The organism is Mycoplasmopsis anatis (genome assembly GCF_900660655.1).
Classification (GTDB): Bacteria; Bacillota_I; Bacilli_A; order Mycoplasmatales; family Metamycoplasmataceae; genus Mycoplasmopsis; species Mycoplasmopsis anatis.
Genome location: NZ_LR215035.1, coordinates 275,456 through 290,225, shown reverse-complemented (window position 1 = coordinate 290,225; position 14,770 = coordinate 275,456). Strand labels below are relative to the sequence as shown.

Genomic DNA, 14,770 nt, shown 5'->3' with positions numbered 1-14,770 from the left:
TTTTTTATGGTTTATTTTGCACTTTACACATATAAATATTTTTATATTCATATAAAAATAGTTAAACTGAATTAAAATATAGATATGTTAAATAATAATCCTTTTGTTTTTTTACATTCAAATTCTGAATATTCTTTTTTAAACTCAACCATTAGACTAGAAAGACTATTTAAATTGGCGGCTAAAAAAAACGCTAAGTTTTTAGCTCTAACCGACAAAAATAGTTTATATGGTTTAGGTCATTTTTTAAGTTTATGTGAAAAATATAAAATTACTCCTTTGATTGGTTTGGAAATTGAGTTAAATGGAGTTAAAGTAATTTTGCATGCAAAAAATAAAGACGGATTGCATAAAATTTATCAAATAAATTACTTAATTTCAAAAGCTGTTACCATAACCGTCGAAATGTTAGAATCTGATGATATTTTTGTTATTGATCATTTGGAGAATGGGTTTTTTGCTAATAAAATTGCTGCACCAAAATTAACTAATTTTTACTATAACAATAAAGTGGCTATTTTTGAAAACACAATTTATGCACCAACTAGAGAAATGCTCTTTAGTAGTGAAACTGAAACTTTAATTACATTACGTAAAATAAACTCAAGTACTAATGCTGAGCTAATTTTTCAAAATAGTGATTATTTTGAAATTGATCAAAATGGATTAGATCAGAAAGTAATTGATAATACCTTAAATTTAGTTTCACAAATTTCCCTTGAATTTCCATCAAATAAACCTAGAATTGCTAAGCTATTTAAAACTAGAGAAGAATCATACAAAAAAATTATCGAATTAATTGATAGAGGTTTAAATGACAGAATTTTAAGCTTAAAGAATTTTTCAATTGAAATAATAAACCAAAGAATTAATTATGAATTAGAAACTATTTCAAAGCTAGATTTTATTGATTATTTTTTAATTATCGCTGATGCTGTTAATTGAGCAAAACAAAATGGAATAGCAGTCGGACCTGGTCGTGGAAGTGCATCAGGTTCTCTTATTTCATACCTATTAAAAATAACAGAGGTTAATCCTTTACAATACAATTTATATTTTGAACGTTTTCTTAACCCAGAACGTGTCAGCTTACCTGATATTGATATTGATATCCAGGATAATCGAAGAGAAGAAGTAATAAACTATATTGTTGATAAATATGGAATTGAAAATTGCGCGTTAATTACAACATTTCAAACCCTGGGGGCTAAAAACTCAATTCGGGATGTTGGAAGAGTTTTAAATATTAACTTGAGTGAAATTGATAAAATATCTAAAACTCTTGCTGATGGTCAAAGTATTGAAGAAGGATATCAAAATAATTCTCGTTTCAGAATAGCTATTGAAAAATATCCTAAATTACTAGAATTATCAAAAAATATCGAAGGTTTACCTCGCCAAAAAGGTGTTCATCCAGCTGGAATTATTATATCTGATACTCCAATAATTGATATTATGCCAATTTCATTTTCAACTGAAAAAATAAATCAAGTCGACTTAACTCTTGACTATATTGAGAAATTTGGATTAATAAAAATAGATTTTTTAGGCTTAAAAACTTTAACTATAATTCAAAATATTGAAAAAGACCTAAATTATGAAAACTGTTTTGATTATATAGCATCAACAACACCAAATATCTATTCAGATCAAAAAACATTAATGTGCTTAAATTCAACACTTTCACAAGGTATTTTCCAAATTGATAGTCCGGGAATGAAACGCACTATTTCAAATGTTGGGATCGACACTTTCAACGATCTTTTTGCTATCATTTCACTTTTTAGACCTGGTCCAATGGAATACATTAAAGAATATGCTTTAAATAAAAAAAATCCAAATAAAATCGAATTAATCCACCCCATTTATGATGAAATAGTTCGAGAAACATTTGGAATTATTGTTTACCAAGAACAAATTATGCAAATTGCACAAAAACTTGTTGGAATGAGTTTTGGACAAGCTGATATTTTAAGAAGAACCATTTCTAAAAAAGACTTATTAAAAATGGAACAGTATAAAACTTTCTTCAATGATTTAGCAAAAAATAATAATATTGACCCACACACTAGTGAAACCATTTATAATAAAATAGAAAAATTTGCTTCATATGGATTTAATAAAGCTCATGCAGTAGCATATGCGATGATAACATTCAAGATGGCATATTACAAAGTTAGATATCCAGAAATTTTCTATAAAGCATTAATTACTAATTCAGGTAGTTCTCAAGCTGATGTTAATAAGTATGTAGAAGAGTGTATTCAACAAAATATTAAGGTTAATTCACCAGAAATTAATCATTCATCATTTGAAGCTGTTGCGACCAAAAATGGTATATACCTACCATTTATATTAATAAAAAAAGTAGGAAATAGTGCAGTAGAAAAAATATTATATGACAGGGCGCTCTATAAAAAATACAACACTTTTTCTGAAGCTTACTTCAGATTAAGAAATTCAGGTGTTTCAGACTCAGTTTTTGAAGTGTTAATAAAATCTAGTGTATTTAGAGAATTTGGAAATCAAAACACTTTATTAAATTATTTCGAAACTCTTAAAGAATTCTGAAAAATGTTTTCTAGTTCACTAAAAGATTACGCTGGTGATACTTACCAAAGAATTTTAGAGTTAATTGATTTACATAAAGTTATTAGAGTTGATAAAGATGGTAATTACTTTGAAGACTTTATTGAAGTTCTACCTGCTGATTTTCAAGAAGAATCTAAAAATGAAAATGAATTCTTGGGTAATATTTATAATGCTGTACCAACATTGAATTATGAAACTAATTATAAACTAAACAAACTAATTAATAAATCAGAGAACTGAGTTACTGCTTTAGTTTTAGAAGTAAAACAAATTTTTAGTAGAGGTTTAGTGATGATTACTATCAAGGACTCAACCTTAACCGATAGTGCTTGAGTTGTGGAAAATAATTTTAAAAAATTTGAAACTATACCTAAAAAAGATAAGATTTATAGCTTTTTATTAAGTAGAAGTTACACTGGTAAACTCAAAATTCTAGATTGCAAGGAAATATATTATGAAGAGTAATGAAAAAAACAAAATTTTACTAGTTGATGGTAATTATTTAATGTTCCAGAGTTTTTATGGAACATATTCACCAAATGGATATATAATGTCAAGCACAAAAGGAGTTCCAACCAATGGAACTCATATGTTTTTTATGATTTTATTCAATTTAATAAACTCATTAAATCCAACACATATTTTCATAGCTTTTGATGCTCCAGGTAAAACAAAAAGACATGATATTTACCCAGAATATAAAGATGGACGTTCAAAAGCTCCTGAAGAAATTTTTATTCAATTTAATCATGTAAAACAAATTTTGAGTGAGTTAAATATTCAACACAATGAATTAGTAGGTTATGAAGCAGATGATTTAGTTGGTACCCTCTCAAAAAATTTAAGCGGTCAAAAAATGATTTACTCAAGAGATAAAGATTTATTACAACTTGTTTCAAAAGATACTACAGTAATTTTTAAGGATAATAAAATTAAAGATTATGCAATAATAACTGATGATAATTTCAAAGAGATTTATGAAATACAACCATTTCAAATTCCAGATTTTAAAGGACTAGCAGGTGATAGTTCAGATAATTTGCATGGAATAAAGGGTATTGGCGAAAAAACCGCTATTAAGCTAATTAATAAATATGGTAGTTTAGAAAATATTCTCCAAAATTTAAATAATTTATCACCTTCTATTTCATTAAAGATAAAAAATGATATTGAAAGTGGAATTGTGTGTAAGAAATTAGCTATAATTAACACTCAAGTTCAAGAAATTTCTAAAAATGATGATGATTATAAATTCAAATTGGATAAAAGTGGGACTAAAACCCTTAAAGAATTAGAATTAAATCAAATATTAAATATTATAGAAATGAGTTAATATGGTAGCGATAATAGGAGAAGTAGCATCAGGTAAAACTTTTTTTGTTAACCAACTTAAAGAGATGGGATATAAGGTTTTTATTTCTGATGAATACGTTAATTTTCTTTACGAAAAAAATGATGAAATAAAGAATAATTTTAGAAAAGTTTTTGGCGATTTGGTTATACAAAATAACAAAATTTCTAAAGAATTTCTAAAACAAAAAATAAGAGAAAATTTTGAATATATATATACAATCGAAGATATGGTATTTCCACATATTTTTTCACATTTTAAAACACAAAAATATGATTTTGCAGAAATACCCGTTTTAGTGTCAAAAAACATCAATTTTTTAACTTTTTTTAATAAAGTAATAAACGTGGTTCCAAGCACTGAAAAATTAGATCTTCAAAGAAAAAAAAGAAATGTGGATAACTCTTTTTTTGACGCATTAAACAATAAAAATGCTAGTTTTTTAGCTAAAAATACACTTTTTATGAATATTGATATTGTTAATATCTATGAATATAATCATCAAAACACAGAACTTATTAAAAAATTTTTAATCGATAACAACATACTGAATTAAAATAAAATCACAACGATTAAAACGGAGGCTAAAATGGACGCAAATTCTAAATTGATTTATTCATTTTTCAGAATTTATAGGGGGGAACAAATTGCCAGCGAAGATTTAAGAAATCTGCGTCTTTTTTACACTAGCTTTTTAGGAGCTACTACTGTTTTACTTTATGAATTTTTATATGATTTAATTTTCAATAAGGATAAATATGATTCAACTTTTACTTATGATACTTTATCCTTATATTTAAATATATCAATGGATGAATTAAATGAAGCAAGACAAAAACTCGAATCAGTTTCATTAATAGAAACTCATAGTGACTCAAAAGAATCTAGAACTATATTTGTTTTATTCAAACCTCTTTCATCAGCTCAAATGATCAAAAACGCGTTCATTCCAAGATTAATTAAAAATAATATTGGTGAAGTAAATTATGAACGTGTAGTAAATTTAACAAACAATAATACATTTAAAGGTAATGAAACATTAGTTAATATTTCGGCATCATTCCATGAAATGTTTAGTTTACAAAGCGAAACTAAATCAAAAGTTACTGAATTACTAGTTCAAGCAGGTGCACAAATTAAAGAAAACACTTCAAAAGTGTGAGACTCAAGCAAAAGTTATCAAACTCAATTTGAAATTGGTGTAATAAAAAATAGCAACCACTATAAAGCAACTAAAGAATTAACTTGCGAGGAATTTTATTGTCAACTCACCAATACTTTTAACCTTCAAGATTCTGTTAGAGAAAAAATTATTAAACTAAATTCAATATTAAACTTATCTAAAGTAACTAATTTAGCTATGTTATATGTATATCTAGAAAATAATGATAAAGTAGATTTTAGAAAAACTATTAAATTACTCAATGAGATTAAATATAATAACTATATAATAGATGATGAAACTTGTGAAAAGTATCTTCATGGTAAATTTAAAAATGATATTCAACTTGTTGATGCATTCATTAAAATGTGCTCTTTGATGAACGAATAATTAGATATTTTATATATAATTAAAATAGGTTATGGGAGGTTTTATGAATAAGCAAGATTTATTTCAGAAAGAATTGAATAAAATTTCTCAAAAACATACTTTTGATCACTCTAAAATAGTTGAAGAAATTAAAAATAATAACTATCTAAAACCTAAAATTAAAAAATACAATCTTAGCGACAAAGAGATTGCTTTTTTTATTATAGAATTATCTCGCATGATTAGTGAAAGTAAACAAAATACCAATAAAATTACCGTTACCGATTTTGAACGTGACCCAATGACTAAAAAAATTGTTTTCTTCGAACGTTACGCTTCAGATGATTTAAGAGCTAGCGTAGAATTACTAAAAAATTTAGTTTACAAAGAACTAGGGGAACCTTTATATCAAATTGACGTTATAGAGTTAATTAATAAATATATTGATTCAACAAATTGAAATCAATTAACTAACTATTTAAAAAATATTAATACCGCTTCTAAGAATTGACTTTATATTCATGGTGGTATTCTTAGTGGTAAAAGTGCAATAATGTCTTATATAGCTAGGATAGTAAATAAAGATAATGTGAAAATTGCATTTATTCCAGTAAATAATATTTACACAGAATGTATCGATATATTTAATAAAAGTCAAAACAAATTTAGCGAGGTTAAAACTGTAGAATTTTTAATCGAAAATCTGTCAAATGTTAATTATTTATTTCTTGAAGATTTAGGAATGGAAGAAGGTTCGACCTGGTTTGCGACTAATGTATTACTTAAAATTTTAGAATATAGAATGAAAATGAAATTACCGACATTTTTTAGCAGTACCTTAAACTTAATTCAATTAAAACAAAATTATCTTCAAAGAATCCAAAAAAGTTCCAAAAATGATTCAACAATGGAAACAATTAAAATTGATAAATTAATTAAAATAATTGAAGTTAATATTTACAAAACAATAGAAACAAAGGAGAGTGATGATTAAAGTTGTTCTTGCAGGTACACCCGAATTTTCCGTGGCAATTTTTGAGGAAGTTATTAAAAATTTCGATGTTGTTGCTATTGTTTCTCAGCCTGATAAACCGGCAAATCGAGGATATAAATTAATTGCAACTCCAACAAAATTACTTGCAGATAAATACAATATTAAATGCTACCAACCTAATAAAATTTCTGAAATCTATGAGGAATTAAATAAATTAGAATTTGATTTTTTACTTACTGCAGCATTTGGACAATATATTCCTGAAAAAATACTAAATCTCCCAAAAAAAGCAGCACTAAATATTCACGGTTCCTTGTTACCTAAATATCGTGGTGCAGCTCCAATTCAACATTCACTTTTAAATGGAGATAAAAAAACTGGAATAAATCTAATTTATATGGTTAAAGAAATGGACGCTGGAAATATCCTTAAATCAGCAGAAATTAATATTGAAGAAAATGATACAAGCGATACGCTTTTTAATAAATTAAGTATTCTATCTGCAAAAAATATTACTCAATGACTTGTTGAAGTCTTTGAAGGCAAATTCACTGAATTAGTTCAAGATACTTCACAAGTAATTTTAGCTCCAAAATTAACTAAGGATGAAGCTGAGATTAATCCTAATAATACAGCTAAGCAAGTAATAAACAAAATTAAAGCTTATAGTTCAAATCCGGGTGCTTTCACATTTATAAACGACAAAAGAGTTAAACTTTTTAACGCTTCAATTAATCCAATTAAAAACGCTATAGAAATTAAATGTATTGATAAATCAATTTATGTTTACGATTATCAATATGAATCTAAAAAAAGAGTAAATCTTATAAAAAAATAGGATCTTGAAATTTATACCCTACGGTATAAATTTTTATTATAATGACAAAAATTTAAATAAAAAAAATGGTGCGTCGTACAGGGTTCGAACCTGTGACCCACTGGTTAAGAGCCAGTTGCTCTACCGGCTGAGCTAACGACGCATAATTTAATTATAATACATTTTTAATTTTTAATAATTTTTTAATAATTTTCGAAGTCAATATATGAATATTGTTTTCATTTTTATAGAATATTGAATAAATTATGTAAAACATCTTATTTCTGCTTAATATATTAAATTATTAAATAATATATAATTAAAATCATGAGAGTTAAATCATTTATATTTGGTAGTCTTGCATTTTTTAGTTTAACTACCCCAACAGTTTTAGTGAGTTGTTATCAACAAAAAAATGTATTTGCTGATAATTTTGATTATAAAATTTTTACACAGAATCAACTATATACACTTAATAATAGAGTGGAATTTAGCTCAATATTTAATGAGACAGATCACGAGAAAATCAATAAATTCATTAAAAATAATAAAAATCTTAACTATATATCAACTACTTTTGCTACTATAATCAAGTCATATTCAGAAAACGATTTAATTCATTCTTCTCTATTAAGAAGAAATAAAATAAAAAATGATTTATATAACAATGAAAACTTCTTACCTGAGATTCAACTGATAATTTATGATATTTATGATAACTATGATTACTATAAAAGAATTTACCCAAATTTAATAGATATAAAGAATATCAGAAGTATTAGTTATCTAAACAATACTGAACAAATTTTTTATCTAGAAAATTTGATTGCATTAAACTTAAATAGATACTCAATAGATTCAAAAAATCAAAACTTCAATGTGAAAATTAAAGACATCCACTCCATCGAAGATAATACAGCTATAAAATTTAAAATTGAGCTTAATGGAAAAAGCATTGATAATGAATTTTATTTAAAAGGATTCTTTAGTTATAAATATGTAAATAATAATTACAATTTTGAGGATATAGATAACAAAGTTAGATTTAATGAATATCTTTCTGATATTAAAATGAATTTTTCAGATAAAAGATTCAATATTATCAATTTTGATTCACTTGTTGATAATCCAAGAAATTCATACAACCTTCTTACTTTTATAAAACTTATTTCGGATTTTAGTCAAAGTGTTGAATTAGAAGTTCCTGAATATAGAAAAAATATCGACAAAAGTTACAAACTAATTTTTAAACCAAATAAAACTAGTTTAACCAAAGAGATGTTTCAAGATTATTTTTTCACAGTTATAGTAACAAAAAACAATGGAGAAGTTCAATATTATGACTGAAATTCAATAAATTTCACAAATCATTATCATCTTTTCAATGGTTATAAAGACAGTAATAATATAAGATTTTCATATCCATCCACTACTTCAATTAAGTTTAATAATGATCCTAATGAATTTGTAAGAGAAAAACTCAGTCAAATACTTATTGAAACTTTTGATAAATACAAAGATAACCTTTTAGTATTTAATAACAAAAAAATGAATGAAATTGAAGCTTATGAATTTATCAACTATATGCCTGAAAGCATTAAGTTTATTCAATTTCAAGTATATAAAGAGGTTATTCAATATTTTCCACCAAAAAATATTGAAAATTATCTAACAGAAGTTAAATTTCTTAACTTTAATCTAGACAAGTCAATTCCGGGAAAAATATTTTTTAATATAGATTTATTAAACAATAATAATCAAAGTTTAATTGATCAGAAAACTAAACAAATCACTTTTGAAATAAGTGGCTTTAAAGGATACAAAAACATTTAAAACACTACCATAAATTAATTAATATGTTAACATTTATAATATGAATAATAAAATAAAAGAATTCTTTAAATTAAATAATTGAAAAAGAATAACATTAACTATTTTAATATTTATCGCATCAATTGCGACCATAATTTTTGGTGGTGTTTTTTTATCTACTAAAGGGGTAAGAAATTCCATTGAATATGGCTCTGGAATTCAAACAATAGTTAAAACCGAAAAAGAAGGTAATGCTACTACAAAAGAGGAAACAAATAAAATTGCTGATTCAATTCACAACAGAATTAGTTCTAATCAATTCTCTGGTATTAGTGTTGTTCCAAATGAAAATGGGATAATCACAATTAATCAGTCAGGTTTATTTAATGATTCACTTAAAGAAATCTATGCTAAAAATATTATTGAAAAACCTTTAATTACCATTACGGATATTGATGGGAAAATTCTTTTTAGAGATGGTCTTTTTAGTGTAAATGATAATTTTAATAATAATGATCCATATCGCTACACCCCTCCATTCCAAAGTCAAAGTGCAAAAGCTGACTTAACAACTAATGATAACAGTCACATTATTCTTGAATATAAAAATTCAGAGTCTCAACTAGAATTTAATAAAGCTCTTCAATATATCCAAAGCAAAAAAGATCCTAAAATTTTAATATGAAGAAATTTAGATAAGTTATATGAACTTACTAAAAAATATTCAGCAGATTGGGAAGAAAGTGGTCATAATTTATACAATTTTGTTCACGTTGGCAATAAATCAACACAAGAAGTTCTTGATTCAAATACTAATTCAAAAGTAACTAAACCTAGTGTGTTAAAATCAGCAGATTTTGATGCGGAACGTTTCTTAATCGGAGTTGAAGAAATTTCATACTTTTCACAATATTCATCTTTTACTTTTAAGTTATTAAACAATAATTACAATTATGCTATTTCTCTAAGAGATGATATAAACTATTCTTTATCAGATTATAAACTTGAATTAGTTTCTAGTTCATATATTCAAAACGATCACTCAAATTTACCTATTATAGGTTTTATTGTTTCAATTGTATTAGCAGTTACATTTATTTCAATTTTAATGATTGTTAATTATGGAATTCTTGGAGCAATTTCAACCATTTCACTTGCATTATATACTACAATAGTTCTAATGATGTTTATTTTACTAAGAGGTGATTACAGTCCGTTATTATATTTATCAATGATTACTGGAATAATTTATGTAAGTAATATTCATATTCAAACCTTTCAAAAGATCAAAAACAACATCTATTTAGGTGATAGTGTTAAAAAAGCGTTTAGAAACGCAAATCGTGATACATTACAACATTGTGTTGACTCAAATATAATAATCCTTATTGTGTCGTTTATATTGTTTTACTTTGGTACTGCAAATATTAGAGAATTTTCTATTCCTTTGATTATCACAATTGTGGCAGGATTAATAACTTCAATTTTAATTACTCGTATAACATCAAGTTTATTAGTTTCAACCGGTTACTTTGATAATAAACAAAAATATTTTGGTATAAACCTCTCAAAAGCTAATGCTAAATTAATTAATGATAAAGTTAAATCATTTAATTTTATTAAGTCATTCAAAATTTCTTCAATAATTTTTGCTATAGTTTTACTAATTTCTGTAATTGTTATTATTACAGTAGGTTTAGTAAAACAAGAATTTTTCTTAGCATTTAATACTACAAGTGATTTCATATCAGGTTCAACTTTAATTATTCAAAGTGATGCAATTAATCAAAACTATATAACTTATAACACTGCTCAAAAAATTAATGAGTTTATATTAAATAGTTCTGACTTACCTAAAGTTCAAGATTCATTAATAATGTTAACTGAAAAAGAGTCACTTAACTATTTAATTAAAATTAACTTTGAAAATCAATTTGATATAAGCAATTTAATAAATCAATTAAGAGTTAACTTTGGAATGTTAAAATTAGATTATTTTATAACAAACAACACTTTTAATATAAATATAATTAAAAGTACGTTTATAAGTATAGGAATAATCTTAGGTATTACTGCTTTTTATACTTTAATAAGAACAAATTGAGCAAATTTATTAACTTTATTAATATCAATTTCTTTAGTTATTTTAAGCGTAATAGCTATAACTAATTTATTACACATTCAAATAAACAATCATATTTTATTACTCATTTCAGTAATATTTATAATCTCACTAATTACAATCTTTAATAATTTAATTAACTCAAATGAAATTAGAAATTATTTATTTACAAATAAAAAGGTTTTAACAAGTAAAGATTTAACTCAACTATACAACACTTCTGTTATTTCATTTGTTAAACAAAATATTAAATTATTCTTTATTCAATTAATTGCTAGCGTAATTATGTTTGCAGTTTCATTTGTAGGAACAATTAATCTTTGAATACCATTAGTATTCTTAGTATCAATGATTATTCTTAACTTAATTATTTTATTTATAATTCCAGGTTTACAATATTTCTTTAATAACATCAGAGAAAAAGGAATTCAAAGAAGAATCAACAGACGCTTTTGGGCTGTTAACAATCCTGAAGAACAAACGTTTAATGGTGTTAATGATTATACTCATTAAAAAAAGACTTTTTCATTTTATAAGTGTAACTTTTTTAAGTTTTGCACTTTTTTTATTTCTTAAAAAATATACAATTAAAATAAAAAAAGGAGAGACATGATTGAAATTAAAGGTGGTAATACAAATAAATCTTTTAGAAACAATAATGAATTTATCCAAGAAAAAATATACACTGGGTTTAATCACAAAATTGATTATGAAATTCTCAGACAATTTGATTTTGTTCCAAAATTGCTTCAAAATGATGAAAAAACATTGAAATATGAATGAATCGAAACTAATGAATTAGTATTAAATAAAGAAACATTAGTTCAAATTGCAGAAAATTTTAAGACTTTACATAACTCAAATGTAAATTTCCCTAAAAATAATATTTCACAAAGAGTTAAAGGATATCTTAAAATTCTTAAAGATAAAAATAAAACAATTAAAGAACTAGATCCCTACTACAAAAGAATTTTAAAGATATTAAAGAATAGTAACACCAATAGACCATTACATAATGATTTGTATCTAGGGAATATTTTAGTTGACAAAAATAATAAAGTTTATTTCATTGATTGAGAATATGCAACCATGGGTGATAAACACTTTGATTTAGCATACTTTATTGCAGGTACATTCTTAAATGAAGAACAAGAACAAATATTTCTAGATGCATATGAATCATATTGAGAAGAGTATCTAATTCAGCAAAAAATATTAGTTTATTATTTAACTATTCTTTGAAACAACGTGCAAGAACCTAAAGTTTTTGATGATAGTGGTCTTTTTGTAAAACTTAAGGAAACAGTTGAACTTTTTGATGAAAAAAAGAAAAACAACAGTTTTAAAAGATAATTTTTATGAAAAAGCATTTTCACATACATAAAAAAAGTGTTAATAATATAAAATTTAAACATAACTAATTGGAGGAATTATGAAATTTAAATTAAAAAACCTATTAATTGGAGGAGTGGTTACTTCAATGATGCCACTTGTAGCTCTTTCAGCTTCTTGTGGTAAAACGGAAGAAAAACAAGAAACAGGTATTGTTCTTGAGGGAAGTAAAATAAAATTAGATTTAACAAAGGCTAAAAATGAAGTAACATTAGCCTTTAAGTCACTTAATTCAGAAAATAAATATTTATTTAAATTAATCGACAAGGAATCATTAGTAACTTTTTTAAGTAATTCTGCTAAAAATGAATTATATTTTGATTCATATAAAAATAAAGATAATTTACCCGAGGGATATACTTCATATCAAAATGTTACTACATCTGAAAAAGATTTTAATATTAGAAAAACTGTTATGAAAATATATTCTAACATGAAAAACTTTAATGAATCATACTTAAGTGCTCCTTTAAACAAATCATCTTTAGATAATTCATCATACCAATATTATAGACAACCTGATAAACGTGTTAAATTCTCTCTTTCAGAAGATAAAACAACAGTAACAATGAACTTCTATGAAACAACCGGTGTTAAAGGTCAAACATTAAACATTGACGAAAATGCTCAATGAACACTTGAAATAAAAATAAAATAATTTTAATAGCCGTTAGGCTATTTTTTGTTAAATAAAAAGAGTGCTTATAGCACTCTATTAAACTTTAATTATTTCTTACCCAACATTGAAAACATATTTTTCTTGTATACCTCAACACCTGGTTGATTAAATGGATTAACACCAAGTAGGTATGCAGACATTGTTAAAGCTCTTTCGAAGAAAATAAATAAAGAACCTAATGTCTCTTCAGAGAAGTCTTTAAATGAAATATGTAAATTTGGTACTTGTCCAACTTCAAAATGAGCTTTTTGAGTAGCTTTGAATGCTACATTATTAACATCATGTAAAGTTTTACCACTTAAATAATTTAATTGATCAACATCTTCAGAGTTTGTAGTGAAAGTTATATTATTTGAAGGAGATTCGATAGTTAAAACTGTTTCAAATAAAACTTTTGAACCTTCTTGAATCATTTGACCTAGTGAATGTAAATCAGTTGAAAAAATACCGCTTGCTGGTCAAAGCCCTTTACCGTCTTTACCTTCACTTTCAGCGAATAATTGTTTTCATCATTCGCTGAAATATTGTAATTTAGGTTCATATGAAACCATCATTTCAACATGATAATTCTTTTCAATATTTAATAAATATCTAGTTGCAGCGTATTTATAAGCATCATTTTCAGAAATTTTTGAACTACTTAATTCTTTATTAGTTAAAGATGCTCCAGCTAAAACTTTTTCAGCATCTATTCCAGCACAAAGGAATGGGAATAATCCAACAGCAGTCAATACAGAGAAACGTCCACCAACATCATCAGGTACGATAAATTTAGTGTAATTATTTCTTGAAGCTAGTTCGAATAAAAGACCTTTTTTTGCATCTGTTGTTGCTGCGATGTATTTAGATGCTTGTTCCTTACCAATTTTTTCTTCAAGTAAAATTCTAAATTCTCTAAATGCTATAGATGGTTCAAGTGTTGTTCCTGATTTACTAATAACATTAATTGCAAATTTCTTGTTTTTAACATAAGCTAATTTTGAAACAAGGGCTTCAGATGAAATATCATTACCAGCAAAGACTAATTCCATATCGGGTCTTCTTTGAGAATATTCACCAAAAATAAACTCATATCCAGTTTTCGCACCAAGATATGAACCACCTATTCCAATAACTACCACTACTTCAACACCATCTTCTTTTCATTGTGAAGAAAGTTTCTTCATAGTTTTCATTTCATCTCTATCATAATTATCTGGTAAATCATATCAACCAAGTCAATCTTTTTCGGTAACTTCACGTTTAAGAACTGCATTATGAATTTGATCGACACGATCTTGTAATAAATTCAATTTAGAATTTTCAATCATTGAGTATGTAGTATCTAGTTTTAAAAATTTCATAATTTCCTTTCATTTTTTTATTATACTAATTTAATTTACTATATATTTTTTTTATAAAATAATCTTATGTAAAAAATACCCTAATTTAATTGTGAATAACTTGTGGTTCAACTTGTATGGTCATTTTTTTTAGATAT

Annotated in this window: 11 protein-coding genes and 1 tRNA gene; 10 read left to right on the top strand and 2 right to left on the bottom strand. The window is 25.1% G+C overall.

The features are described from left to right. Positions 1–84 precede the first annotated feature (84 nt). Genes dnaE through fmt form a run of 6 tightly spaced genes read left to right on the top strand, consistent with a single transcriptional unit; the run spans position 85 to position 7,306 of the window. Entirely contained in the window at positions 85–3,057 is a 2,973-nt protein-coding gene (dnaE, locus tag EXC66_RS01260; RefSeq protein WP_006886902.1) for a DNA polymerase III subunit alpha, read from the top strand. Continuing rightward, on the top strand, positions 3,047–3,925 hold the full coding sequence (locus tag EXC66_RS01255) for a 5'-3' exonuclease (RefSeq protein WP_006886901.1): 879 nt from the start codon (positions 3,047–3,049) through the stop codon (positions 3,923–3,925). Before dnaE ends, EXC66_RS01255 begins: the two co-directional genes overlap by 11 nt. Before the next feature lies 1 nt (position 3,926). After that, the gene (locus tag EXC66_RS01250) at positions 3,927–4,499 is read left to right on the top strand and encodes a dephospho-CoA kinase (protein WP_006886900.1); all 573 of its coding nucleotides are present in this window, start codon (positions 3,927–3,929) and stop codon (positions 4,497–4,499) included. 33 nt (positions 4,500–4,532) lie between these two features. Next, the gene (locus tag EXC66_RS01245) at positions 4,533–5,495 is read left to right on the top strand and encodes a replication initiation and membrane attachment family protein (protein WP_006886899.1); all 963 of its coding nucleotides are present in this window, start codon (positions 4,533–4,535) and stop codon (positions 5,493–5,495) included. A gap of 43 nt (positions 5,496–5,538) precedes the next feature. Beyond that, positions 5,539–6,468: a hypothetical protein gene (locus tag EXC66_RS01240; protein WP_006886898.1), complete on the top strand. Its 930-nt coding sequence runs from the start codon at positions 5,539–5,541 to the stop codon at positions 6,466–6,468. Further along, complete coding sequence (fmt, locus tag EXC66_RS01235; RefSeq protein ID WP_006886897.1) at positions 6,461–7,306, top strand: methionyl-tRNA formyltransferase; 846 nt, start codon at positions 6,461–6,463, stop codon at positions 7,304–7,306. The genes EXC66_RS01240 and fmt overlap by 8 nt, the downstream gene beginning before the upstream one ends. Before the next feature lie 66 nt (positions 7,307–7,372). Here fmt and EXC66_RS01230 read toward each other — a convergent pair. Beyond that, positions 7,373–7,448, bottom strand: a tRNA-Lys gene (locus tag EXC66_RS01230). Positions 7,449–7,612: 164 nt separating this feature from the next. On the opposite strand from EXC66_RS01230, the gene EXC66_RS01225 reads away from it, so the two are divergent. The 4 genes from EXC66_RS01225 to EXC66_RS01210 all read left to right on the top strand — a co-directional run bounded on the left by EXC66_RS01225 (position 7,613) and on the right by EXC66_RS01210 (position 13,269). Continuing rightward, a complete protein-coding gene (locus tag EXC66_RS01225; protein ID WP_006886896.1) occupies positions 7,613–9,118 on the top strand; it encodes an MAG3240 family lipoprotein in 1,506 nt (501 codons plus the stop codon). Positions 9,119–9,158: 40 nt separating this feature from the next. Next, the gene (secDF, locus tag EXC66_RS01220) at positions 9,159–11,732 is read left to right on the top strand and encodes a protein translocase subunit SecDF (protein WP_006886895.1); all 2,574 of its coding nucleotides are present in this window, start codon (positions 9,159–9,161) and stop codon (positions 11,730–11,732) included. Between the two features lie 96 nt (positions 11,733–11,828). Beyond that, positions 11,829–12,572 carry a phosphotransferase gene (locus EXC66_RS01215; RefSeq protein WP_006886894.1) on the top strand — a complete coding sequence of 248 codons (744 nt, stop codon included), beginning with the start codon at positions 11,829–11,831 and terminating at the stop codon, positions 12,570–12,572. 79 nt (positions 12,573–12,651) lie between these two features. After that, positions 12,652–13,269, top strand: a complete 618-nt coding sequence (locus EXC66_RS01210; RefSeq protein ID WP_006886893.1) for a hypothetical protein — start codon at positions 12,652–12,654, stop codon at positions 13,267–13,269. Between the two features lie 68 nt (positions 13,270–13,337). Here the strand turns inward: EXC66_RS01210 and EXC66_RS01205 are convergent, their stop codons facing one another. Next, positions 13,338–14,633, bottom strand: coding sequence for a glucose-6-phosphate isomerase (locus EXC66_RS01205; protein WP_165166776.1), 1,296 nt, complete (start codon positions 14,631–14,633; stop codon positions 13,338–13,340). Positions 14,634–14,770: the final 137 nt, after the last annotated feature.